23 protein-coding genes and 2 pseudogenes are annotated in these 24,422 nt (G+C 60.7%); 14 read left to right on the top strand and 11 right to left on the bottom strand.

What is annotated here, in order from left to right:
• Positions 1–256: 256 nt before the first annotated feature.
• Positions 257–1,243, bottom strand: coding sequence for a hypothetical protein (locus CI15_RS26685; protein ID WP_062133608.1), 987 nt, complete (start codon positions 1,241–1,243; stop codon positions 257–259).
• Positions 1,244–1,595: 352 nt separating this feature from the next.
• Between CI15_RS26685 and CI15_RS26680 the strand changes: the two genes are divergently transcribed.
• The 3 genes from CI15_RS26680 (at position 1,596) to CI15_RS26670 (ending at position 4,540) form a co-directional block, all read left to right on the top strand.
• Positions 1,596–2,000 (top strand): DUF427 domain-containing protein, encoded by a 405-nt coding sequence (locus CI15_RS26680; protein WP_062133605.1) that lies wholly within the window; start codon positions 1,596–1,598, stop codon positions 1,998–2,000.
• A gap of 285 nt (positions 2,001–2,285) precedes the next feature.
• Entirely contained in the window at positions 2,286–3,968 is a 1,683-nt protein-coding gene (locus tag CI15_RS26675; RefSeq protein WP_062133602.1) for an alkaline phosphatase family protein, read from the top strand.
• 185 nt (positions 3,969–4,153) lie between these two features.
• Positions 4,154–4,540 (top strand): MAPEG family protein, encoded by a 387-nt coding sequence (locus CI15_RS26670; RefSeq protein WP_062133599.1) that lies wholly within the window; start codon positions 4,154–4,156, stop codon positions 4,538–4,540.
• A 104-nt stretch (positions 4,541–4,644) separates the two neighbouring features.
• Here CI15_RS26670 and CI15_RS26665 read toward each other — a convergent pair whose 3' ends face one another.
• Positions 4,645–7,302 (bottom strand): glycosyl hydrolase family 28 protein, encoded by a 2,658-nt coding sequence (locus CI15_RS26665; RefSeq protein ID WP_062133596.1) that lies wholly within the window; start codon positions 7,300–7,302, stop codon positions 4,645–4,647.
• Positions 7,303–7,846: 544 nt separating this feature from the next.
• Between CI15_RS26665 and CI15_RS26660 the strand changes: the two genes are divergently transcribed.
• Positions 7,847–8,458 (top strand): LysE family translocator, encoded by a 612-nt coding sequence (locus tag CI15_RS26660; protein ID WP_420915878.1) that lies wholly within the window; start codon positions 7,847–7,849, stop codon positions 8,456–8,458.
• A 39-nt stretch (positions 8,459–8,497) separates the two neighbouring features.
• Here the strand turns inward: CI15_RS26660 and CI15_RS26655 are convergent, their stop codons facing one another.
• Complete coding sequence (locus CI15_RS26655) at positions 8,498–8,917, bottom strand: PPC domain-containing DNA-binding protein (RefSeq protein ID WP_062133590.1); 420 nt, start codon at positions 8,915–8,917, stop codon at positions 8,498–8,500.
• A 155-nt stretch (positions 8,918–9,072) separates the two neighbouring features.
• Here CI15_RS26655 and CI15_RS26650 point away from each other — a divergent pair, with 155 nt between their 5' ends.
• The 6 genes from CI15_RS26650 (at position 9,073) to CI15_RS26625 (ending at position 12,892) form a co-directional block, all read left to right on the top strand.
• Positions 9,073–9,525: a MarR family winged helix-turn-helix transcriptional regulator gene (locus tag CI15_RS26650; protein WP_062133586.1), complete on the top strand. Its 453-nt coding sequence runs from the start codon at positions 9,073–9,075 to the stop codon at positions 9,523–9,525.
• A 68-nt stretch (positions 9,526–9,593) separates the two neighbouring features.
• Entirely contained in the window at positions 9,594–9,923 is a 330-nt protein-coding gene (locus tag CI15_RS26645) for a hypothetical protein (RefSeq protein ID WP_062133583.1), read from the top strand.
• Positions 9,924–10,211: 288 nt separating this feature from the next.
• Positions 10,212–10,640 (top strand): YciI family protein, encoded by a 429-nt coding sequence (locus CI15_RS26640; protein ID WP_062134212.1) that lies wholly within the window; start codon positions 10,212–10,214, stop codon positions 10,638–10,640.
• Positions 10,641–10,733: 93 nt separating this feature from the next.
• Positions 10,734–11,069, top strand: coding sequence for an ArsR/SmtB family transcription factor (locus CI15_RS26635; protein ID WP_062133410.1), 336 nt, complete (start codon positions 10,734–10,736; stop codon positions 11,067–11,069).
• A 388-nt stretch (positions 11,070–11,457) separates the two neighbouring features.
• Complete coding sequence (locus tag CI15_RS26630) at positions 11,458–11,727, top strand: MoaD/ThiS family protein (protein ID WP_062133580.1); 270 nt, start codon at positions 11,458–11,460, stop codon at positions 11,725–11,727.
• Positions 11,728–11,761: 34 nt separating this feature from the next.
• Positions 11,762–12,892: a WD40/YVTN/BNR-like repeat-containing protein gene (locus CI15_RS26625; protein WP_062133577.1), complete on the top strand. Its 1,131-nt coding sequence runs from the start codon at positions 11,762–11,764 to the stop codon at positions 12,890–12,892.
• A 665-nt stretch (positions 12,893–13,557) separates the two neighbouring features.
• Here the strand turns inward: CI15_RS26625 and CI15_RS26620 are convergent.
• The 7 genes and pseudogenes from CI15_RS26620 to CI15_RS37865 all read right to left on the bottom strand — a co-directional run bounded on the left by CI15_RS26620 (position 13,558) and on the right by CI15_RS37865 (position 20,353).
• The gene (locus tag CI15_RS26620; protein ID WP_062133574.1) at positions 13,558–14,325 is read right to left on the bottom strand and encodes an ABC transporter ATP-binding protein; all 768 of its coding nucleotides are present in this window, start codon (positions 14,323–14,325) and stop codon (positions 13,558–13,560) included.
• On the bottom strand, positions 14,322–15,203 hold the full coding sequence (locus tag CI15_RS26615) for an ABC transporter ATP-binding protein (RefSeq protein WP_062133571.1): 882 nt from the start codon (positions 15,201–15,203) through the stop codon (positions 14,322–14,324). The genes CI15_RS26620 and CI15_RS26615 overlap by 4 nt, the downstream gene beginning before the upstream one ends.
• Before the next feature lies 1 nt (position 15,204).
• Positions 15,205–16,119 (bottom strand): nickel transporter permease, encoded by a 915-nt coding sequence (gene nikC, locus CI15_RS26610; protein WP_062133568.1) that lies wholly within the window; start codon positions 16,117–16,119, stop codon positions 15,205–15,207.
• Positions 16,120–16,177: 58 nt separating this feature from the next.
• Positions 16,178–17,248: an ABC transporter permease gene (locus CI15_RS26605; protein ID WP_062133565.1), complete on the bottom strand. Its 1,071-nt coding sequence runs from the start codon at positions 17,246–17,248 to the stop codon at positions 16,178–16,180.
• An 11-nt stretch (positions 17,249–17,259) separates the two neighbouring features.
• Positions 17,260–18,867 carry an ABC transporter substrate-binding protein gene (locus tag CI15_RS26600; protein WP_062133562.1) on the bottom strand — a complete coding sequence of 536 codons (1,608 nt, stop codon included), beginning with the start codon at positions 18,865–18,867 and terminating at the stop codon, positions 17,260–17,262.
• Between the two features lie 69 nt (positions 18,868–18,936).
• Positions 18,937–19,503, bottom strand: a complete 567-nt coding sequence (ddpX, locus tag CI15_RS26595; protein WP_062133559.1) for a D-alanyl-D-alanine dipeptidase — start codon at positions 19,501–19,503, stop codon at positions 18,937–18,939.
• 5 nt (positions 19,504–19,508) lie between these two features.
• Positions 19,509–20,353: pseudogene (locus tag CI15_RS37865) on the bottom strand (MurR/RpiR family transcriptional regulator).
• A gap of 425 nt (positions 20,354–20,778) precedes the next feature.
• Between CI15_RS37865 and CI15_RS37055 the strand changes: the two are divergent.
• From CI15_RS37055 to CI15_RS37860, 3 genes and pseudogenes are all read left to right on the top strand, one after another.
• On the top strand, positions 20,779–20,928 hold the full coding sequence (locus CI15_RS37055; protein ID WP_161950068.1) for a hypothetical protein: 150 nt from the start codon (positions 20,779–20,781) through the stop codon (positions 20,926–20,928).
• A gap of 766 nt (positions 20,929–21,694) precedes the next feature.
• Positions 21,695–21,850, top strand: coding sequence for a hypothetical protein (locus tag CI15_RS37050; RefSeq protein WP_161950067.1), 156 nt, complete (start codon positions 21,695–21,697; stop codon positions 21,848–21,850).
• A gap of 414 nt (positions 21,851–22,264) precedes the next feature.
• Positions 22,265–22,563: pseudogene (locus CI15_RS37860) on the top strand (MFS transporter); the annotation flags it as partial.
• A gap of 102 nt (positions 22,564–22,665) precedes the next feature.
• On the opposite strand, the gene CI15_RS37390 reads toward CI15_RS37860, so the two are convergent.
• Positions 22,666–22,821, bottom strand: a complete 156-nt coding sequence (locus tag CI15_RS37390; RefSeq protein ID WP_162842063.1) for a hypothetical protein — start codon at positions 22,819–22,821, stop codon at positions 22,666–22,668.
• A 1,180-nt stretch (positions 22,822–24,001) separates the two neighbouring features.
• On the opposite strand from CI15_RS37390, the gene CI15_RS36775 reads away from it, so the two are divergent.
• A complete protein-coding gene (locus CI15_RS36775; RefSeq protein WP_153041198.1) occupies positions 24,002–24,343 on the top strand; it encodes a hypothetical protein in 342 nt (113 codons plus the stop codon).
• Positions 24,344–24,422 lie beyond the last annotated feature (79 nt).

Raw genomic sequence — 24,422 nt, 5'->3', positions numbered from 1 at the left:
AGCATAGTGCGTCGACGAACAATCCGCTTTTCTGGCTGGAGAACGTGCGATAAACCGCGTCCGCACCGAGCATTTTGCGTGCCACACCGCATCATGCGGAATGCATCGTGCGACGAAGGGGGTGGATCGAGGAAAAGCATCGAGTTGCGCAGGAACGTGCCGGACCGATCTGCGTCATTCAGCAAACAGATCGTCTGTTGACTCGAAGGCCGCGCATCGTTTCGCCCGGCGGCCATTCTGAAGCGAGCCGCACCAGCTAGAAACTCATCGCGAATCCGAACGACACGCCATGCACGTTGCGCCCGAACACGTAGCGCACCATCGCGCGCGTGCGAGTGACGATGATCGGATACCTGCTGCTATCGAGTTCGAGGCCCACGCCCAACGAAGTGAGGTCGTTGAAACCCAGCACCCCGGCACTGTCGCCGAAGTAATGCGAGTAAGCGGCTTCGAGCACATAGCGGACCGGCCGGTCCAGCGCGTGCCAGCCGGTGGGCGCGCGCCAGCGTGTCCATAGGCTCAGCTGCTGGGCCATGGCCGAGCCCTGGACTGCTTCCGACGTACTGCCGAAACTACGCAGATAAATATCGGTCGCCCGCAACTCAGCGTCGATTTCGTAGTTTTCGCGGTAGTGCTCATAGTCGAGCATCAACGAGCCGCCATAGCCGTAGGCGTTGAGCGAGCCGTTCTCGAGGAACTGCAGGTTGCTGTCCGTGACGCGATTGAAGATCGTTTGCCCCACCGTCAGGTCACTCGAGACACGCCCAAGCGTACCGTTGAGGATCGGCCGGAACACCAGTTCGTCGGTGATGCGGAAATCCCAGCCGAGGCCGACTGTGCCGCTGAAAGTGTTCCACTTCGTCGGCACCGCACGCTGCTGGGCGCCGTCCGTTGCAATGAAGACCGGATCGTAGCGGCTATAGGCAAGCGTGCCCTCCATGTACAGGGGAAACGTCCTGCTGAGCGTGAAGCCGCCGCCAAATTGCGTCTGCCCGAAGCCGGGATTACCCGTCAGGCCGTTATTGACCGACAGGTTACTGGTCGTCACGTCGGGGACTGTCGTGTAGGTCATGATCGCGAGCACAGCGTCGGCATGCCGCTTGACATTGCCGCCAACCACCGCACCGCTCGACAGTTGCCCCGGCACGACCTGCGCATGCGAGGCGCACGGCAGCAGCGTCAAGGGCAAAGCAGCGCATGCCCCCGCCGCGCGTTGTGACCAACGCTTCCGGAACGCAAGCATGGTCAAACAACCTCGCCAGTTGTCGATGGATTGGCAGGCTGACTTGCGGGCTCACACACAGCGTATCCAACGAGCATCACGCCCTCCTGCCAGTCGGCTGGTTGTGTTCGTCTTCCGCGAAGTCTCCGTCCCGTTGCAAAGAAGCACGTCCCCGCAACTGATGCGACTCCGGCGGGCGTTCTGCCGCTCACAGCACCTGGAAGCGCTGCTGTAACTTATGTGATAGAAATACCCGAAGTGAACTAGTACGGCAATACGGGCATATCTTCAGTCAACTGCCCTGCGCGCGGGCGAGGGACTTCGCCGTCGGCAAGCGATACCTCGCCGCCCCACTCACCCAAGGAGCGTCTTTATGTCCACTCATTCGGCATCGCACGACAAACTGATCAAGATCCCGGGCCCGGACCATCCGATCACGATCGAGCGCCATGGCGGGCGCGTGATCGTCATGGCAGGCGGCCACGTGATCGCTGATACGCACGACGCGTTGACGCTGCGCGAAGCCCTCTATCCGGCCGTACTTTACATTCCGCGCAAGGACGTCGATATGACACTCCTCGAACGCTCCACCCACGCGACGTACTGTCCATACAAGGGCGATTGCGCATACTTCTCGATTCCGTCGGTCGGCGGGCGCGGCACCAATGCGGTGTGGACCTACGAACAGCCTTACGACGCCGTCGCGCCGATCCGCGAGCACCTGGCGTTCTATCCCGACCGCGTGGACTCGATCACGGAGCAGCCGGCCGATCACTAGAGCGACACTACCGCCGCTATATAGTCAATCCATCGGTTGACACCTGGCGGCATTCGACTACCGACCGACGAAACGGCACGGGTTGCGAAAACCCGTGCCGTTTTTTATGCGTGGTAGCTCGCGCAAATCCACTGCGCATGTGCGTCGAATGGATCACGTATTCCTTAACAAAACCTTAAGCGCTAAGCACGTCGAAATAAAAACCGCAGGTCACGTAAATGACTTCTTTACGGTTCAAATTCGTCCCGCCTTACCCAAAGTCGTTGTCAAACAAAAGGACGAGACATGAAACCGATCACGAAATGGAAGCGTAAGCAAAGCGCAATGTGCGCAGCCGTCGCATTGCTCGCCGGGCTGTACTCGGTAGTAGCAACAGCCGGCGACGATCACGATCACGGCCGCGATCACGATCACGATCGCGGGTCGGTCAAGCATGTGCTGCTGATCAGCTTCGACGGTCTGCATGAGCAGGACGTCGCGCGTTGCATCGGCGCGAACACGTGCCCCAACCTCTCCCTGCTCGCGAAGTCGGGGACGACGTATACGAACGCTCACACGCCGGGACTGTCGGATTCGTTTCCGGGCCTCGCCGCGCTCGTGACCGGCGGCTCGCCGAAGTCCGCGGGCCTCTTCTACGACGTCTCCTACGACCGCACGTTCTATGCGCCGTCGGATAGCAATTGCACGGGCCCGACCGGCTGGAATGTCGTGTTCGATGAAACGACCGGCATCGACGGCGAGAACGGCGGCGCGCTCATCCACCTCAACGGCGGCGGCGCGTTCAATCCGCAAGCGATTCCGCATGCGCTCGTCAATGGCGTCTGCACGCCGGTCTATCCGCACAACTATCTGAAGACCAACACGGTTTTCGAGGTGATCAAGGGCAACGTGCACGGCGCGCGCACCGCGTGGGCCGATAAGCACGCGTGGGGCTACGACTGGCTCAATGGACCGTCGGGCGCGGGCGTCGACGATCTTTCGCGTACCGAAATAAATTCGATCGATCCGGATACCAACACGTACTACCTCGACACTTACCAGCACACGGAGAAGTTCGACAACTACCACGTGCAATCGCTGATCGATGAGATCGACGGCAAGGATTCGACCGGGCAAATGAACGCCCCGGTGCCGACCGTGTTCGGCGCCAATTTCCAGACCTTGAGCGTCGCGCAGAAGGCCACGGTCGCGACGGGCGGCGGCTATCTGGATGCGAGCTTCACGCCGGGTCCGCAGGTCACCGGCGCGATCGCGTATATCGACGACGCGTTGGGACGCATCGTGGCCGAACTGAAGCAGCGCGGTCTTTATTCGTCGACGGCGATCATCGTCACCGCGAAACACGGCCAGTCGCCGACCGATCATACGAAGCTCGTGAAGAACGGCGATACGCTGACCAAGCTGCTCGAAGCAAACAACTACCTGGATTCAGGCGGCGCTTTCGGCCAGGCCGCGACGAAGAGCGGCAACCTCAACGACGGTACCGGACTCGTCGGCACCGGCTTCGTGCAGACCGACGACGTCGGTCTGATCTGGCTGCGCGATCAAAGCCAGGCGTCCTCGGTCGTGAAGACGCTCAAAGACAATCTGAGCTGCAACGCGCCCGGCATCTGCGCCGATGGTCCGCAGGCGTACATCCTGTCTGGCCCGCAACTGGCGAACCGGTTCGGCGATCCGTCGCGCGGCCGCACGCCCGACATCATCGTTCAGCCGAACCCGGGCGTGATCTATACGTCGAGCACGGCGAAGGATGAGGAGCATGGCGGCAATGCGCCCGACGACAGCCATCTCGGCCTCGTGATGTATGTGCCTCATGCGCAGCACGCCGGCCAGGTCGACAACGAGCGTGTGCTGACCACGCAGGTGGCGCCGACGATTTTGCGTCTGCTCGATCTGAAGCCCGAGCTGCTGCAGTCGGTCGCAGTCGAAGGAACGCGTCCGCTGCCGGAGTTCGATCACCAGGACTGAGTGTCGATGTAGTCAAAGCATTCGAGTCATGAACTGCGCCGCGATCTGGGTTGCCACGATCGCGGCGTAGCTGCTTTCGACGAGGTCCAACCGCGCGGCCCGCGCATGCCGGCCCGTGCGAGAATGGGAGCGCCTGATCCGTCGAACCGGTGTGCGTCGCTAGCCTGCCAAGGAGCCGCGTTCCCATGAACTCTATTGCTCTCGGATGTGTAGCGGTGCTGGGGCTGCTGTTGTTCGGCCTCGGCTTGTCGGTATCGATGATGCGTTTTCGCCAACGCAGCCTGTCCGACTGCGCCGACGATCCGGCCAACCTCTTGCACAAGCTCGTTCGCGCACATGGCAATACGGCCGAATACGCGCCGTTCCTCGCCGTACTGTTTCTCTTTCTGGGCGCCCGCTCGCCCTCCACGCTGACGGTGTCGCTGATGATCGTCGCGACCGTGTGCCGGTGCCTGCTCGTCGTCGGACTGATTGCGTTTCCGACGATGGCGAAGCCCAACCCTTTGCGCTTCGTCGGTGCGCTTGGGACTTATGGGGCGGGGATTGCCTTGTGTCTGGCGTTATTGCGGTGATGAAACGCGCCGCCCGAAACGAAAAAAGCCCCACGGTTACCCGTGGGGCGCCAAAAAGACTCGCAGCCTGACACCGCGAGTCCTGGTCTTTCAAGCAACCACGCTTACTTCACATTCGGGAACACCGGCCAGGACGAAGCCTGATCGCACAGCGACAGCTTCGGATTCTGCGAGACGATCGTCGCCGCAGGATTCGTGTCGCCAGCCGCACCCGCATCGTCGCTGCCGTTGACCGTCAGGTTCAGCGTGTTCGTCGGGGTCGTGTACTTGCCCGCCCCGCCCGACGTGTTCGTCAGGATACCGCCCGTGCCGTGAGCGAGCGAGTGACCGATCAGGCTCACGTTCGCGCCAAGGTTCAGCGTCGCGTTGGCCGCCTTCGATTGCGTCGAGCCATCGAGCGCGCCGATGTTCACGACCGGCTTGCTCAGGTTCGCAATCGCCATCGTCACGTCGTTATCCGCGACCACGTTATCCATGTTCAGCTGGATCACGCTCTGCGTATTGGCGTAAGCGGTGTCGGCATGCAGACCACGGAAGGTCAGGTTGCCGCCGCCCACTTTGCCAGCCGCCTTGTTGGCCGGGATGTTCATCATGCGGATATTGCTGACGTTGATGTCGTGGAAGCTCGGCGGCAGCCAGCCCAGACCCGTGTACGAGATCGGATCGGCAGCCGGACCCGTGTAGTACATGTCGAACACGAGGAAGTCCTTCGCGCCACGCAGACATGCGCCGTCGTAGTAGATGTTGCTGACGTCGCCGCCACGTGCCTGACCGCTCTTGATACGCAGGCCCACGATGCCCATATCCGTCGACCCGGTGCTGCCGTCGTAGATATTGTCGAAGTAGTTGTCGTAGAAGTGAATGTTCCGGACACCTGCATTCGTCGGGCTGCCGACCGACAGGCCGTGACCGTTGTAGTTGTGGTTGTGCGCCACCGTGATGCCGTACGTGCGGTTCGACGAAACGTCGCGGTTACCGTCGATGCCCCACAGCATGTTGGACGGGTTCTGGCCGCTCGGCGCGCCGCGTGCCGCCAGCGGACGCGGATCCTGCAGACCGCCCTTGAACGCGACGTTGTCGTCGGACGGGCTCAGGAAGTTGTACACGATCGCGACGTTCTTCACGTAGCCGTCGAAGTACACCTGGCCTGCGGACGTCGTCTTGCTGCCCGTGCCGAGTGCCGAGTGCTCCGGACCCGCTGCAACGCTCGGGTCGACACCGTCGGTGTTCTTCACGCCGGTCGAGCTGGCATCGATCGTCGCACCCGTATAGAGATGCGAGTACGAACCGCTGACGCCATCGAAGCCGTCGTTGTTCATGCCGACGCTCGCCTGGTTCGCCGCATCCGGCAGCAACGGCGTGATGATCTTGATGCCCCACACGGTCAGGCCGTCCACGCCGTCGGCTTCGACGGTGAAGAAGGTGCTGTTGCGGAACGTGATCTGATACAGCGACAGGTTCTTCGACTGCTGCATCCACAGCATGCCGGGGTTGCCCTGGAAGCTGTACGGGCCGCCGCCGATGTCCTTGTTGCCGTGGTACGAGATATCCCACCAGCTCGCCGGCACCCAGCGTGCGCAGCCGGCCGTACCGGCGGTACAGCCGCCACCCGTGACCGAATAGCCGCTCGGAACGCTGGTTGCCTGACGGTTCACCACATAGGTGACGGCCGGCGTGGTCAGCGTCGTCTGGCCCATCGCGGTGACGACGTCGCAAGCGGTGCCTTCCGGCGCGAGCGTGCCCGCGCGGTAAGCGGCGATCGTGTTCGTGCAGCTGAACTTCGGCGTCGTCACGCCGGTGATGTTGCCGCTCGAATACGTGAACGCCTCGGTGACGCCGGTCGCCCAGCGGATCGTCGGATACATCGGCGACGAGCTGATCAGCGGCATGTAGCCACGCGCATCGATCGAGCCCGTGCCCATGATCGACGCGTTGACCGTATGCGTGCCGCGGATCAGCGGATAGCAGTTCTGCATGCCGCTCGTGCCCGCGATGGTCGCCTGGCCCGCGTTGGCGGTGCCGCTCGGCGCCGGAAGACCGGCCGGGTTGTTGATCGCGGCGCCGCAGGTGATCGCGTTGGGGCGATCCTGCGCGGTCTTGTCGTAGACGACGACGTCGCGGCTCGCGAACAGCGTGACGCCGTCGTCGATCCACAGCGTGACGCCCGACGGCAGAACCAGCGGACCGCTCAGGAACGCGTTGCCCGCGCCGCTGCTGTTCTTGACGAGACGCACCGCGAACTTGGTGGCCTTGTAGGTCGGGTTCGACAGCGTTTCGCTCGATGCACCCGCGATGTTGACGAGCGGGTTGTTGGCTGCCTGCTGCGTAGCGGCCGCCTGCTGATCGGCCTGCGTGATCTTCGCGCCGACTTCCGCGTCCACGGCGGCGCCGCACGCGTCGAGCGCGGCCTGGATGCGCGCCTGGTCGGGGTTGTTCAGTGCCGTGGTCGCGCCGCCGTAGGCAGCCGGCGTCGGATCCGAGCTGAGCGGCAGCGAGCCGTCAGCGTTCTTGATCATGTTGTTGTTAGCCTGCAGCGTCGCGCACACCTGCGTGTCGGCCGGCAAGGACGGCGAATCCGGCAGATTCGTGTCGGCGGCGTAGCGGCCAGGCGTCCAGGCCGGGGTAGTCGGCGAGGTCGGGCTCGTGGGTGGCGTGGTCGAGCCGGAACTGGGGCCTGAAATGTTATTACCTTCACCGCAACCGGCGACGGTCAAAACAAACAGGCCGAGTACCGCAAGCTCTCGGACTGAGCGCATCTTCATAAGTAATCTCCTTGGGAGTGGATCCAGTGCGCGCGCCTGGCAGGCCTCGCTCTCGCCCGCATCGATGCGGCAGCGAAAGCGTCAGGTCATGCGGAGCGGCTACGTTTGTTATAAGACATCGTATGAGACACAACCTAAAATCCGGAGCTTCCACCCTACGCGCGTCGGCCGAAGCGACGTATCGCGCTACTTATGTCGACACAACGATCCAGCCTCCGGCCGGATCCATCAAGACCGCAGTGCAATGGAAATGCTTGTCCAGCAAGGGACTGCGTCTCAAAGTCATCTTCTGTTGCGAGCCGGCCGCCCGAGCGGCTCGCCGACAACCGGCCGCGCTAGCTCGCGAACCGAGTTGTCCGGCAACCACATAATTTATCGTACAACGTACAACGGATCATGCTTCAGAACGGGGATTTCTTTCTATTACAGTAAACCCCAGCTTGTCGCGTCAGGGATACCGACAACGCCTGAAGCCGCTCAGATATGATGAAAGCGTCAGGCCGAACACCCGGTCCCGCACCCAGCCCACCATCGAGGATTCATCTTGCATTCCGCCAACATCCTGCTTGCGCTTGCGGGCGTCCTGCTGCTCAGCGTCGCGAGTCCGGGACCCAACTTTCTGATCGTCACGTCGACGGCCATCGCGTCGCGCAGCGCCGGCATCATGACCGGCCTCGGCCTCGCCGCCGCGTCTGGCACCTGGGCCTTGATCGCGATCGCGGGACTGAGCCTGATCGTCACGCATGTCAGCTGGATCGGCGCCGTGCTGCGGATTGCCGGCGCGCTCTATCTGATCTGGCTCGGCCTCAAGATGATCGCGACCGCGCGGCGGCCGTTGGCCGTGGGCGTCGGCAGCGGCGCGGCCGGCTGGGCCGCGACCAGAAAGGGGTATTTCGTCAGCATGACGAACCCGAAATCGATCGCGTTCTACGGCAGCATCTTCGCGTTGATGGTGCCTGCGCATGCGCCGTTGTGGCTCGATGTCGCGGTCGTGGCGCTGTCGATCGGGATTTCCTGCGCGTGGTACTGCGCGATGGCGTTGCTGGCATCGCATCCGGCGGTGCGGCGCACGCTGATTCGACGCAAGGCTGCGCTCGACACGGTGGCGGGTGTCTTATTGGTCGGTGTGGGTGGACGGATGTTGGCGGGGCGTTGAGCGGCCATCGACACGCGAAATGATGCCCCGTGCGCGAGATCAGGCGGAGTCGGGCTGCGAGGTGCCGTCGCCGCGAATCAGCAGTTCGAGATAGCCCGTCCGCGGATCAAGCTCTCGCACGAACGAATACCCAGGAAGCGACACAAGCAGTAACTCAGCGGTCGTGCGCACCGTGCAGCCGCGCGCCACATGACCGCCAAACACCTGGCCGCGGGCATCCGCAATCGACATGTGCAGATGCGCGCCATCGAGCGAGACGGAGCCCGCCAGGGTCAATATTTCGAGGTCGCCGCGAAGTTCCGTCGGCGCTTGCGCGCCAGCCAACCTCAATGCCGCAACGTCGAGACTGCCGATGCCCTGAACGACGAAGGCTGCTTGCAGGTTGCGTTGCCGGAGCGCGTCCTCGACGGCGACGCGAAGGTCGTCGCCGGGGGAGAGTCTGAGGGGATGGGCTTGCATGCCTGGGTCGGTCGACGCGCGGTAGACGCAGGGATTAAATGTGGATGAGGAAGTATCTCATAGGCGCATGTATCCGCTGAGCTCGTGCCGACCCGGCGGAAAAATATATACAGTCCATCTGTACAGTTAAACTGCATATATGATATGGTGCCGCCATGACTAGACCATCGCCGTCTTCCCAATCTACAGATCTCGCCGCCCTTGCAGGCGAACTACGCGTTGCCGTGAGCAAACTGGTTCGTCGCGCGCGGGAGCATTCGCAATCGAGCGACTTTACGTCGGCCCAGAAGTCGGTGCTGTTTCATCTGGAGCGCGACGGGCCAGCCACCGTTTCCGCCTTGGCACGGGCTGAAAGTGTGAAACCGCAGTCCATGCGCATGACGGTTGCGGGCCTGGAGACGCTGGGCGTCGTCAAAGGCGAAGCGGACCCGACCGACGGACGCAAAACGCTGATCGATCTCACTCCCGCATTCAAACGAAACCTGCAGGCGAGTCGGGCCGCCAAAGAGGACTGGCTGATTCGTGCGCTGCAGGCGCAGCTATCCGCGCGAGAACAGGCCGCGCTCGCCGCCGCGGTGGGACTGCTGCAACGGGTCGCAGACTTCTGAACATTCACCGCGTCGAAACGGGCACAGCCCGCGACTCATCGATTGACTCGCTACGAGGAGTAACTGAAGTGGATTGGTCACATGTCGTTCCTTATTTTTTCGGAGGTGCCTTTCTTGCGAATGCGGTGCCTCATTTCGTCAGGGGTGTGATGGGCGAGCCGTTTCAGAGTCCGTTCGCGAAGCCGTCCGGGAAAGGGCTGTCGTCATCGACGGTCAATGTGTTGTGGGGTTTCTTCAATATTGTCGTCGGCTATCTTCTGGTTTTTCGAGTTGGCGACTTTCGACTCGAAGTAACCGGTGATGTCGTGCCGTTCGGCCTCGGTATCCTGGCGATGGGGTTGCTCTGTGCGCGGCTGTTCGGCCCTTTGCATGGCGGCAATATGCGGAAACGCACATAAGAGACTTGCGATGACTCACGGCGCGCCGCCCGGAGCGTGCAAAAGACCCGATCAGGGTTTATACTGAAATTGTCTCCTCCATGTCTCCACATGGATTCAGGCCCGCCCAGTGCGGGCCTTTTTCTTGCCCGGGCGTCCTTGCGATGTGGCGACACCGGCCTGCCCCGGTCCAGTCTCGACACTGCGAAGCCATCACTTGCACATGTCGATTTCTGCCGTGATCATTCGTCGTAGTCACAGGAGGCGCCATTGTCTCCGATCAATTTCGACTTCAAAGGAGAAATCCAAATGCGTGTCATGGTGATCGTCAAGGCAACCCCTGAATCCGAAGCCGGGCAAATGCCAAGCACGGAACTGATCGCGGCGATGGGGAAATATAACGAGGAGTTGGTGAAGGCAGGCATCATGCAAGGCGGCGACGGGCTGAAACCGAGTTCGGCAGGCGCACGCGTGAGGTTTTCGGGCAAGGATCGAACCGTCATTGACGGGCCATTTGCCGAAGTCAAGGAATTGATCGCCGGGTACTGGCTTTGGCAGGTTCAGTCGATGGACGAAGCGATTGAATGGGTCAAGCGTTGCCCGAATCCGATGGTCAGCGATTCGGAGATCGAAATTCGGCCTTTCTTTGAGCCCGCGGACTTTGGTGAAGCCTTTACGCCCGAACTTCAAGACGCGGAAAAGCGCCTGCGGCAACAAATCGAGGGGCAAACGCGCTGACCATTTTGATCGTCAGTTTCCAAACGTCACCTTGACATGCAAGTAATCTCTTGCCTATAGTAGATGCAACAGATTACTTGCCTATAGGCATTCATGGCCGAGCGTCCCGACGACACAGACCTGCTGTTCAAAGCCCTCGCCGATCCGAGCCGTCGCAAGCTGCTGGACGTGCTGCACGCGCACGACGGCCAGACCCTGAACGACCTGTGCGAACACCTCGACATGACGCGGCAAGGCGTGACGCAGCATCTGGGTCTGCTGGAAGCGGCGAACCTCGTCGTTACCGCACGCAGCGGGCGCGAGAAGTTGCACTTCCTCAATCCGGTGCCGCTGCAGCAGATCTACGAGCGCTGGATTGCGAAGTTCGAAAAGCCGCGCCTGAAGGCGCTCTCATCCCTGAAACGACGCCTGGAGAGAGGCAATGACTAGATCGACGTTCGTCTACGTGACCTGTACATTTCATAGAGCGATGCAAGCTGCTGTTTATATGAAAGAAAGCCGGCATTTTGAGTTGTGCGGATAGCGACTGAAATGCACAAGCGATACCAAATGAAATCAACGGTTTATAACGCGATTCCAGACGACGCATTTTCCCGCCTCTTGCTGTAGGTACTGTGCGGAGTGATGTGCACGATGCCCGGCAAAACCACACAAAGATAAGAGAGTTCGGCGTTCATATCCAGGATGATCCACTGAGCCAGCCGGTCCGGCCGAGCGCCACGGCCGTCGCCGATAAGGCGATGCCCCGAAGCACACGGGCGGATCATCTAAACTGCAGAATTGACGAACAAGGACATTACCGCTCGGCTGCCCCGCCATGGCGCACATCTTCTTCGCTCCTTCGATTCAACGGCATATCGCAACACCCGAGCGCGAGATCGATGCGCGCACGCTCGGCGACGCACTCGAGGCCGTCTTCGCCGCGCAACCTCGACTTCGCGGCTACATCCTTGACGATCAGGGCTCACTGCGCAGGCATCTGGCCGTGTTTGTCGACGGCCGGCCGGTGCGCGACCGACGACATCTGTCCGATGCCCTCAGCGAGGAAAGCCGGGTTTACGTCTTACAGGCGCTGTCGGGCGGATAAGAAGGTTCCACTCGTACTCCGGGAGACACTAGACATGAGCGATCGATTGCTTGTTGCAACCCGCAAGGGATTGTTCGTTCTGCAAGCCGACGGCGACGGTGGCTGGACCGTCGGTGAGCCGTATTTCATCGGCGAGCCGGTGAGCATGGTGCTGCCTGATCCACGCGACGGATCGCTGTATGCCGCGCTCAATCTCGGCCACTTTGGCGTGAAGCTGCATCGCCGGCGCGCGGGCATGGCGGATTGGGAAGAATGCGCGGTCCCCGTCTACCCGCCGCAGCCTGCCGACGAGACGCGTACCAGTGACGGCGCGGACACGAGCGCGGCCGCGCCCAACCCTCAGCCGCCCTGGACGCTTCAGCAGATCTGGTCGCTCGAAACCGGCGGCCCGGACGAACCGGGTGTGTTGTGGGCCGGCACGATTCCCGGTGGGCTCTTCCGTTCTGACGATGGCGGCGACACCTGGGTCCTCAACCGTGCGCTGTGGGATAGCCCGGAGCGCCGCGAATGGCTCGGAGGCGGCTACGACGCGCCGGGCATCCATTCGGTGATGGTCGATCCGCGCAACAGCCGGCACGTGACGATCGGCGTGTCGTGCGGCGGCGTCTGGCAGACGGCCGACGGCGGTACGACCTGGCGCGTGAGTGCCGAAGGCATGGAAGCCGACTACATGCCGCCAGAACGGCGCGGCGACCCTAATGTGCAAGACCCGCACCGCGTCGTGCACTGTGCGGCAAACCCGGATGTGCTGTGGACGCAGCATCACTGCGCCATCTTCCGCTCGATCGACGGCGCCGCCCACTGGCAGCGGATCGAAGCGCAGCCATCGAGTTTCGGCTTCGCGGTCGCCGTGCATCCGCGCGAGCCGGACACTGCGTGGTTCGTACCCGCCGTTAAAGACCAGTACCGGATCCCGGTAGACGGCCAGTTCGTCGTTACGCGCACACGCGACGGCGGCCGCACGTTCGAGCGTTTCTCGAACGGCTTGCCGCCAGCACCGGCCTATGACCTCGTATATCGGCACGGGCTCGCGGTCGATGACTCCGGCACGCACCTCGCGATGGGGTCGACTACTGGCGGGCTATGGACGTCCGACGATGGCGGCGAAAGCTGGCATTTGATTTCAGCGCATTTGCCGCCGGTATATTGCGTTCGGTTTGGATGAGGGCGCGGGGCGTGACAGGAAGGTTGCCGGACCCGGCGGCACGCCGCCGGGCACCCGGGGACATCGCGCGGAGCGTCCGACAGCGCTGGACGTGCCACGCTAGCCGGCAGATTGAGTTCGCTGCCACCCAAACTGTTATCTTTTTGCACTGAAATATCGTTGAATCTGAAGGCTTTTGCTGATGACAGTCGATCTGATCCCTTCAGGTATACCGTCACCGCACGTGCGCTGAAAAATCGCCCCCGGTTCCCGCCTGTCGGAGTGTTTCCTGCTGGTCAGACACGTTACCGTAGCGAGCATACACACACTATCCAACCCGGCTGTCTCGCCGCAGCGCAGCCACTGCGCCCGCCTGCTCTCACCCGAAAGTGCGTCCGCCGGGTCCCATCGCTCACCTTAGCGGTTGCGTCCGACCACCACCAGGCAGGTCGAGGGGTGAACGTACGTTTCGTGCGGAAAATGGCGGTTAGGTCCGAAAGGAGCCATAAAATCAATGACCTGCATTTGCGAGTCGCGGAACCGGAACACGTGACGACGTCGCGCGGTGCGCGCGATATCAATGGTCTAGAAATATGTCGGTGCTGTTCCGGTTTGTGTGGTGCGTGTTTCTGTCTGCTGCGGCCTGGTGTATGTGTTTGCCTGGACCGTCGCAGACACGAACTCCTTTAACGAGCCGTGTCGATAGCCAACGCGTCGACAGCCTTGCGCTGATAGCCATTCGTCGCGAGCAACAGGCTGCGTGAATACTCGTTATCGACCTGCTGCGCTCTGATTTTCTCCACATCGAGTTCTTCGATGATCTCGCCATTGCGCATGATCGCAATACGCGAGCACAGAAAGCTCACGACAGCGAGATTGTGGGTGACAAGAATCATCGTCAGACTACGCTCGCGATGCAGGCGCTTGAGCAAGTTCAATATCTCAGCTTGCACGGAGACATCGAGCGCCGATGTAGGCTCGTCGAGCAGCAAAACACGCGGCTCGACGATCAGCGCGCGCGCAATCGCCACACGTTGCCGCTGCCCACCCGATAGCTGATGCGGATAGCGAAATCGAAACGACGCATTGAGCCCGACTTCACGCAACGCATTGACGATACGTTCTTCATGCTGGCAGATGCCGTTGATACGCAACGGTTCGCGCAATGTCTGATCAACAGTGAAGCGTGGATGCAGCGAGCCGTATGGGTCCTGAAACACCATTTGCACAGCGCACTTTTGCGCGACACCGCCTTGCTGCGCAATGCGCACCTTGCCTTGCGCGATAGGCGTCAATCCACTCAACGCACGAAGAATGGTCGACTTGCCGGAACCCGACTCACCGACGAGCCCGAACACTTCGCCTTGCGCTACATGAAAGCTCGCATCGCGGACGGCATCGACTGCGCCCGCGACCGTCTTGAAGCGCACTGTCAACGCATCGACGTCGATCATGCGGACGCTCCTTGCGTGTCGTTCAGCCATGCAGGGTCGCGCGACAGAACGGGCAATTCGGCAGGCGGATTGGCAAGCGGCGGATTCGCGGCCAGCAACCCGCGCGTATAAGGATGTTGCGCATGCACGAGATCGCGCGCCGCGCATGTTTCGACGACACGCCCCGCATACATCACCACCACCCGATCGCAGAACGACATCACGAGCGGCAAGTCATGGCTGATAAAAATGAGGCCGGTATCATGTTTGGCGATCATCTCGTCGAGTACGGCGAGCACCTGCATCGATACGAGCACGTCGAGCGCACTGGTCGGCTCATCGGCGATCAGCAGGCGCGGTCCCGTCGACACCATCATCGCGATCATCACGCGCTGTCCCATGCCGCCGGAAAGCTCATGCGGATATGAATCCGCGACGCGCGCGGGGTTGCGGATATGCACCGCTTCGAGGGACGCGATGATCTTCTCACGCATCGCACGCCCGTTGAGCTTCGGATCATGCAGTGCGAACGCCTCGCGCATTTGCCGCGCGACAGTCATCACCGGGTTCAGCGAGTACTTCGGATCTTGCAGGATCATGCCCATTTGCTGACCGCATAGACGGCGGCGCCTGTCGGCGCGCATATTCAGCAGATCACTTCCATCGAAGCGCAACCTTTTCGCGGTGTAATGCGCGGCAGGCGGCAGAAGTCCGAGCAGCGCGCGGCCCGTCAGCGACTTGCCCGAACCCGATTCACCGACGATGCCAAGCCGCTCGCCTTTATTCAGCGTCAGCGAGAGACCGCGCACGGCTTCATTCAGCGTACCGTCGTGCGTGCGAAATGCGATGCGCAGATCGTCGATCTCACAGAGAGGCGAGCGCGTTTCGTTCGTGCCCATATCAGTCTCCATGGCGGGGATCGAACACGTCGCGCAAACCGTCGCCGAGCAGATTGAATGCGAGGCTCACGAGCAGAATCGCGAAGCCCGGTATCGTCGCCACCCACCACGCGTCGAGCAGCACGTTGCGGCCCGACGCGACCATGAAGCCCCATTCGGGACTGGGCGGTTGTGCGCCAAGCCCCAGAAAACCAAGGCCTGCGACGGTCAGAATGATGCCAGCCATATCAAGCGTCGCACGAACGATCACCGACGACGAACACAGCGGCACAATATAGCGCAGCAGAATGCGCAGATTCGACGCGCCTTGCAGCCGTGCGACGTGTATGAAATCGGCTTGCACGAGCCTCAACGTTTCGGCGCGTGCAAGACGCGCATACGCGGGCCACGCGGTAATCGAAATAGCGATCACCGCATTGAACACACCCGGCCCCAATGCCGCAGCGAATGCGAGTGCGAGCACGATCTTCGGGAACGCTAGCGCGATATCCGTCACGCGCATCAGCACGTTATCGACCCAGCCTCCGAAGAAGCCCGCCGTCGTGCCGATCATCAAGCCGATCGGCACGACGACCACGACAACGAGGATCGCAATCGACAGCGTCAGGTGCGAGCCGTAAATGATGCGCGAAAGAATATCGCGTCCGAGCTGATCGGTGCCAAGCCAATAAGAGGCCGAACCGGGCGGCAACAGACGGTCGGACAACACCTGCCGGAGCGGATCATGCGGCGCGATCCAAGGGCCGATGACGGCGCCGACCACGAGCAGCATGAGGATCGACAGACCGAACAGCGATAGCGGATTACCCGAGAAACGCCGCCAGCGCCGATACGCAAGACCGAGCGCCGCCTGCATGCGCGAAGCTGGCGTATCGGTCAACAACCAGGCTCTCCACGTTGAGCGAGGCACGTTCATCGGCAAGTCCTGAGTTGAAGTCTCAACAGGTGGACGCACGTTGCAGATCTCCGTTGCATCAGCGGGCGCGCGGATCGAACACGCGATAGAGCACATCCGTCAGCAGGTTCAACGCAATGAAAGTAATGCCGATCACGAGCGTGCTGCCGAGCACGGCATTCATATCGGCATTGAGCAGCGCGCCCGTCAGATACGAACCGATGCCCGGCCACGCGAATACGATTTCGGTGAGCACCGAGCCTTCGAGCAGAAAGCTATACGACAGTGCGACCACCGTCAGCAGCGACACCGCGATATTGCCGAATGCGTGCACCCACACGACGCGCCGCTCGGACAAGCCTTTTGCGCGTGCCGTCGTGATGTACTCCTGGTTCAACTGGTCGAGCATGAACGAGCGCGTCATCCGGCTCAGATAGGCGACCGAGTAATAGCCCAATATCGCAGCGGGCAACGCGATATGCGACAGTGCATTGAAAAACACATCCCATTCCCCAGCGATCAGCGAATCGATCAACAGGCTGCCCGTGTGCGTATCGACCATGCCATCGAACACGGGGTCGATTCTTCCTGGTCCCGACACCCAATGCAGCTTCGCATAGAACAACAGTAGTCCCATCAGACCGAGCCAGAACACGGGCACTGAACTGCCGATCAGGCCGATGAAACGCGCGACGTGATCGATCCAGCGGTTGTGCCGTGTCGCAGCAATCACGCCGAGCGGCACACCGACCAATACGCCGATGATCGTCGACAGTGTCGCGAGTTCCAATGTGGCCGGGAAGACGCGCTTGATGTCGTCGAGCACGGGATTCGCCGTCAGCAGCGATACGCCCAGATCGCCGTGCAGCACCGCGCGCACATAGATGAAAAACTGCGCGGCAAGGGGCTTGTCGAGTCCAAGCTGAATGCGCGCGGCCGCATAAGCGCTCGCCGACGCGCGATCGCCGAGTATTGCGAGCACGGGATCGATCGGCACCTTGCGGCCGATCACGAAGGTCACGGCCAGCAAGCCCGTGAACGTGACGGCGAGCGTGAGCGCCCAGCGCAGCACGCGCAACGTCCAGCGCACGGTCGCGCTGCGCGCGGACGCAGCGCGTATCTGGTCAATAGGAGTGGTCGTCGTCGACATGTTTCGCGCGCTTACTGCTTCTTCACATGCAGATACGACACGAGATCGTTGATTGGACCGACTTCGAGGCCCGACACGCCCGGACGCATCGCCACTTGCGACACCTGCTGGAACATGATGACGAACGGCGAGTTTGCGAGCATTTCCTTCTGCATCGTCTGATAGAGTTGCGCGCGCTTTGTCGTCGACGATTCGGCGAGCGCCGCATTGGTCTGTTTCGTCAGATCGGGAATGTCCCACGAATTACGCCATGCGAGCATCTTGTACGCAGACTTGTCAGAGTTGTCTGGATTCCATGCGTAGCCCTGCGCATTGCTGTGCGGGTCGATGTAATCCGCTGACCATTCGCCGATATAGATATCGTGCTGACGCGCTCGATACTTCGCGAGCGTCTGCTTGTTGTCGCCCGGAATGATCTCGACCTTGATGCCGCCTTGCGCGAGATTCGCTTGTACAGCTTGCGCAATTTCGTTGTACGGGTAAGCGCTGCGCACATCCATCGTCACGTTGAAGCCATTGGGCAAGCCCGCTTTGGCGAGCAGCGCCTTGGCCTTGGCAACGTCCTGGTGATAGGGATCGGTATTCAATGCGCCGAGGAAACCTTCGGGCAGGAACGTTTGATGAGTCTTGAACGTGCTCTTCGTCACGTTTTTCTGAATGCCGTCATAGTCGATCAGCCATTTCATGGCTTCCTGCACTTCCGGCTTCGCGAGATTCGGGTTCTTCACGTTCAGGCCGAGGTAGAGCAACGTCGCTTGCGGCACCGACATCACCTGCACCTTGTTGGCCTTAGTCAATGCGGCGAGATCGTCGGGGCTCAGATTGCGTGCGACATCCGCGTCGCCGTTTTCGAGCAGCAGGCGCTGGCTCGCGGCTTCCGGCACATGACGCATCACGATGCGTTTCATCGCGAGCGGCAGTCGGTAGCCGTCGTATTTCTGCAGGACGATGCTGTCGTTCGCCGTCCATTTGACGAGCTTGTATGCGCCAGAGCCCGCTTCGTTCGTACGCAGCCATTCGTTGCCGAAATCGTTGCCCTTCTGATGCGACGTCAGGAGCTGCTTATCGACCACTGACGCGGGCCACGCGCCCAGCACGTTCAGCACGAACGTGGGCGAGTATTTCTGGTCGGTCGTAATGCTGACGGTCGAGTCGTCGATCTTCTTGACGTTCTGCAGCGCGTTGTCTTTGGTCAGGCCAATGCCTTGCAATACGGCCGCCGCGCCTTTATCGAGCAGCACGCAGCGCTGGATCGACCACGCGACATCATCGGCTGTCAGAGGATTGCCAGAGTGGAACTTGAGACCCGGGCGAACCTTGAACGTGAACGTGAGTCCATCAGGGCTGACCGTCCACGATTGCGCGACATCGCCATTGAATTTCGCCGGGTCTTTCAGATCGACGCGCACCAGTCGGTCATAGGTATTCGCGACATATTCTTCCGGCACGAGCTCATAGACTTCGCCGGGATCGAGCGTCGAGAATTCGTCGAGCGTGGTGGCGATCACCAGCATGTCTTTCGGCGTCGCCGCAAATGCAGTACTTGTTGTCGTCATCGTAAGCGTCAGTGCGGACACGACCGCGACTGCCGCCAGCGCATTGCGCAAAACCAGATTCATACTCGCTCCGTATCGAGAGGGAAAAGCGGTGAGAAATCTGCAAACGGACAGCAAAGAACCAGAACGCGATTACATCAATTTCAGAGGGCCGCTTTCGGCATTGTCAATAACGGGCAGCGAGCGTGAACCCGGAATTTCATAATGCCACCATTCGCTTGGAATATGCGTGAATCCTGCCGCATGCATGATGCCAAGCAGCAGCAGTCGATTGCGCTGCACATGCTGCGGCAATCCGTGATGGAAGTGCTCGGACTCCTTGATCATTGCATCGAAGCCCGTGCCCATGTCGAGCGCTTCACCGTTGCTGTCAATCAGGGTGAGATCGAGCGCCGTACCCCGGCTATGGTTCGAGCCTCGGCCAAGTTCTGCGATATACGTGGGATCGGGCAGAAAATCCCACAGTACTTTTTGTGCTTGCGGCGGACGGTACGCATCGAAAATGTGCAGCTTCATGCCGACGCTTTCGGCAAGTTCGACGGCTTTGCGCAATCTGGCTTCAGCGGGGGCCAGCAGCAGGGCGTGCGCTTCCTTGTAGATCGCCTTGCCGGTGAAATTGCGATCGGTCGCATACACGAGGTCGACTTCGACGCCATGCGTTTCCGGTGTGATGTGAATGAGGTGCGGTGTATCGGTCATGATTGTCAAAGATCGAATTGATCGGGTTCGCGTTGCAACTCGCAGTTGTGCGCGACACGTTTGTCGATAGTGCAGCCGTGAACAGGCAGGTGGGCTGCGCAAGCGAATCCCAGAACTGACTGACATCGGTTTTCACTTGCAGCAGATCGCAGGCGAAGTCTCGCGCCCACGGGCAATAGAGATCGGTGACGAGCGCGAACGGCAATTCGCGCCGTGCCGCCGCCTCGCAATAGCGGCGCGCGATGCGCGAATAGGCACGCGTGTCGGTGACGATCAGATACGGCGACGCGAATTCCGAATTCAGCGACTCCACATACGAGCCTGACATGCCGGCGGAAAGGAACCCACGTGGCCGCAGATATTCGAGGTAGCTGTGGAATGCATTCGAAATGCTGCACGTCGATTGAATGCCGAGAATAAAGACGGCATCCGCAGCGGTAATGCGTTGCCCGATGCGGGCGAATGTGTCGCCTGGTGCGAGCTGGCACACATAGCGGATCGTATCGAGTTCGAGCAAATGAGCGAGCGCCGTGTCACTCGTGTCTTCCACGCCGTTCGCGTAGCCGTCGAGGCGCTCGCTGCGCCAGGCGTCGAGGTGATCAGTGATGAACCATGGCCGTGTTTGTGTACCGCGGGATTCGCGCTTCAGGTCGTCGAGATTGCGACAGCCCACGCCGCGCACAAAGCGCTCGACCGAAATGCCGCTCGTGCCCATCTGTTGCGCGATCTGATCCGCCGTCTCCAGTCCGAGGCACTCCAGATTCGCAAGCATAAAACTGGCAATGCGCTTGGCCGTGGGCGTGAGCGCCGCAAAACTCGCTTCGACTGTATGAGCGAATGCGGTGGACATCGAGTCGTGTTTCCGGTCTTCTCGTTAGTTATCCGGCATTGCTCGGCGAACTGATATGTATATAACAATGACAATAAGGCGAGTGCTAACTTGATTTTTTTATCGGATCAAGAAAGCCAATAGCGAGAAGGCGCGTTGCTCGCTGAACGTTCCTGATTGCACACAACCTGAGAAAAGACCGACGACCGGTGATCCAGGCCGCGGTGGACATCGGGCTCAAGCCCGGCCGTGCAGCCAAACGTCCGGGCTTGACGGTCCGGCAGGTCGAATCGACATTTCCGCGACAATATTTAGAGTCCCGCTGTCATTTCTTGTTCGATTGGCGCGTCTGGCCTGGCTTTTTGGCCGCTCCCGAAAGCACAGTGATAGCACGCCGCCGTTCGCGAAGACCGCAAGGAGGCTGATCTGCACGGCAGCCTCCCCGGTTGGCAATTCGCCTGGACGGACAGCTTACCGCGCGCCAGTGTCTGCAGGCGTTCATTCGCCGCCGGACGGTCGAAATGCCGATCCAGCCAGATCAGCCATTCGTCGGCCTCGACGCGCAGATCGTTCAGGTCAATCTGGCCTCCGCGTAAAGTCTCAATCCGCTCGAGAAATTCGTGCTCGCCACGAACTTTTCGGGGCCGTCTGTATCTTCCAGCGAGCAATGCCCGGCGCCCGCGACGCAGCGCGGTAACGGTCTTGACCGTTGATTGCACGTTCGCCTTGCTGCTCGCGGGCACTGTGGACAAGGTCTACGACGGCTCCCTTATGTCAGTCCACCCCAGGACCGGCAATCTGCTCTTCTCTGATGCGATCGACGAGGCGGAGAGTGCCCGTCTGGTGGTGACCATACGCGTTTGCGCAAGACGCCCACTGCAGAACAGGCGGTCTACCTGGAGGCGCACTACAAGCGCTTCCTCGAGAAGCAAGCAGAGCGCAGCTCCAAGCTGCGCAATGTAGCCTAGATCTAGCGGGCTCCAGCGGGGAGACTGTCGAGGCGGCCACCTCGACATCGTCCGTGCCTGTGAGAATCGCCCCCATAGCATGACGGCACGTTACGGCCTTCAGAAATCTTTCATACACGAAACTCTCAAGCAATTAAGCATGCGCTGGCGACAGGATGTCGCACTGGTCACGCGGATAAACCATTTATATTGCATCGCACAAGCCCGTGCGATCGGTAGATGCGATCTGACGGTCGTGTTATAGTGCACTGCACAAACCCCGTCCGATCGGCAAGTTCGATCTGACGACCGCGTCCGGCGTTGCCGGGTTGCGGACAGACATGCCGCTGAAGGTGATTCGACACGCCTGTCAGCTTCGCCCAGTTTCTGTCTACACCATCAAAATGAGGTCCCTGTGAAATACCTTCCCCGCATCGCCGCGTCTGGAGCACTCCTGGTCGTCGCTCTCGGTATCGTCACCTTCGCCCAGATCAAGTTCGCGCCGCAATCCGCCGACAACAACCCGGTCGCACGGATCGTCCTGAACGTCGAGTCGCAACTGAACGACTGAGCGACTCCACCGCTGTATGTAGCCCGCGCCCCGCAGGCAAAGAAAAACCCGCCAGGCTCCCAAGAGAACTGGCGGGTTTGAGCTACTGATTTCGGATTCACATACCAGGCGATGGTAACGGAGTTGACGCCTGCTCAGGCTCCTCCAGCGACCAGTCGCCTCCAGGTCCACGGCATCCAACACCTTGGGCAGGTCACCAATCGTGAATTCGAGACGCTTCATCGTGGCCTCGTGAGACAGGCAATCTTCCCCTTCGACGTTTCGATCATCAGAAACTTGAAGAGCGTGTCGCCACACTGATCCAGCGCAAGCCAGCCCTCCCCGCCTTGCGCAAATTGTCACCGCGCAACCTGAAGGCATTGCCGAATCCAAAATTTGTGCAGCAGCCTCCTGCACAAATTGAAACCTCTTCGGCTTATCCCGACGCGTTCTCGTGTGTCAGCCATGGCTATCGCGCAGAATGTCGGCACGCTGATTACTGCGCTCCCGCCCGCACTGTTTGCGACGGTGGCTCCGCCTGGATCGAACGATATTCCGATGACGGTCGGCTCGATCAGTTTGGCGTCACGATCATCGCCGCACTTGCAGCCTGGAGCGCGCGCGAAACGTATGGCATTCCGATGAACCGGCTCGACGAGCCTGACGCCGTGCCGATCAACAAGGGGGACTACGACCTTCTGCGTGGAGAATTGGTCGCCGACGACAAGCTCTCGCGGGGGGGCGGCCTGACAAACCCGAGCGCCTTTGACAGGTGTGCGCGCTGGTTCCCGGCAGTGGCGGAGCGGAATCGCCTACTGCGATTCTGCTCGCCTGCTTCAGTGTTGACGCATATAGGCTTCAGCCATGATCGCGCTGACTTCAGCGCGGGTCTTCAACGCGTCGCGGATTCCGTCACGAAGGCGTGCGAGCCATCCGGGCACGGACGGGGCCAGAACGGTAGCGGCAAGTGCTGCGGAGATGAACGATTTCATGATGGGACTCCGGTTGTCTGACGGCGGCCTACCCGCTGTCGTCCGGTAACGATGCTGTCCCGAGACGACATAGGTATTCGATCTGCGGGCGAAGCGCACCGCTTCACCGCCTTTGACATCAGTATAAACCCTAATGTCGTTCATGTATCCAGGCGTTTTATTCAGCTCGCCGGCCGGAATTGTGGAGGTACCCTTTTGAACGCCGCCTCCGCTAACTCATTTAAATACATTTGCAATGGGCATACACAGCGACCGATCGACCCGGTCCGAATCATGATCCGCGAGCGCGCGCATGTAACAGCACCGTTCCGGTCCCGCCGAGCGCAATCAGCAATATACCCAGCGTCATCCACAAGTCCGGCGCCTGACCAAAGTAAGCCCAACTAGAAAGCGTGGGAACGCCAGGTGCGCCTAACCAAACGGTATGGAGCACCCCCAGGTGCACACTTCGAAGCGCCTGGAGCATCAACGTGTGACCGAAAGTCTCGAGCGACGCCATGATGAGGACATCCAACTAGCTTCCGGACCGGACGTTCCTGATCTCAGGAAGGAGAGTGGCCTGCGCCGCCCATAACTGCCGACCACGGCGCTTGCCTACGACCCAGCCCCAGCCGGCAGGCCGCGCATCGCGCGTCGGACCGTAGCCGACCCGTTGCTGTCCGTCGAGTCGCCTCGACCTTTAAGGCGGCTTTCGACGCGTGTGTGGTCATCGCGAATACTCCGAACGGGAAAGGTGCCGTCAGCGGAGGCGCCGGGGCAACAAATCGGATATGCCGGGCAACCGGGCTCGGCGCAGACGGCTGGCTCGATAGTGCAAACATACTGTCTGCAGCCGAGCGCATCGGAATGGGCGGCCGCCCACGGGAAAGGCCGATTGAATGCGCAATGGCCGGCTATGCCCGACTTCAGAGTCCCATGTGATCGGAAGTTCCCGACCCCGACCACTCACAGGCGTCCCTCGTCAATCAACGACTGTGCCCTTGCCTTGCGCGCCGCGCTCGATATATCCCGGAAGCAGGCGCCTTCTTCCTGAAGCCAGCGCTCGAGCGTTTTGGAGTCGCTCTGACACGAGGCAGCCTTTGCGTTTCGGGGCTGAAGTAAACGCTAGAATCGCCGTTTGCCAGTCGCAGTGGTGCGAATCTGGAATCGATGGAAATCTGGGCTGTTGTGAGGAAAAGGTATGGAGAAAGGTAGACTTCTTACAATCGCTTTCACTGTCGCCGCGGCGTCTTTCGCTGGGTGTGCGAGCGTAGCCGAAAAAAACGCCGATCAGTGCGAGCAAATGATGCAAAGCAAAGCAGAACCCGCGCTCGTGTCGGTGAGTAAAAGCGAACCGTCGCGTGACGGCCGCTCGGTGCTGGTAACTGGCGTGGTCGAAGATCAGCGCTTAAATACCGTCGTACCTGCCAAAGCGGAATGTCAGTTCAAGGGTAAGTCGCTCGCAACCTTTAAATGGCTAGCTCCTGCCACGTTGGCAGATTCAAGTGACGCGCGTGCGAACGCCGGAAACACGGAGCATTAGACAAACCAAAGGTGCGAGCATGACCTCGGCGCAAACGAGAGCATGCAAAACCTTGGGGCTTCACCGTCTGCTAACTCCA

This window comes from Paraburkholderia monticola (genome assembly GCF_001580545.1).
Classification (GTDB): Bacteria; Pseudomonadota; Gammaproteobacteria; order Burkholderiales; family Burkholderiaceae; genus Paraburkholderia; species Paraburkholderia monticola.
This window is presented reverse-complemented; position numbering and strand designations above follow the sequence as displayed.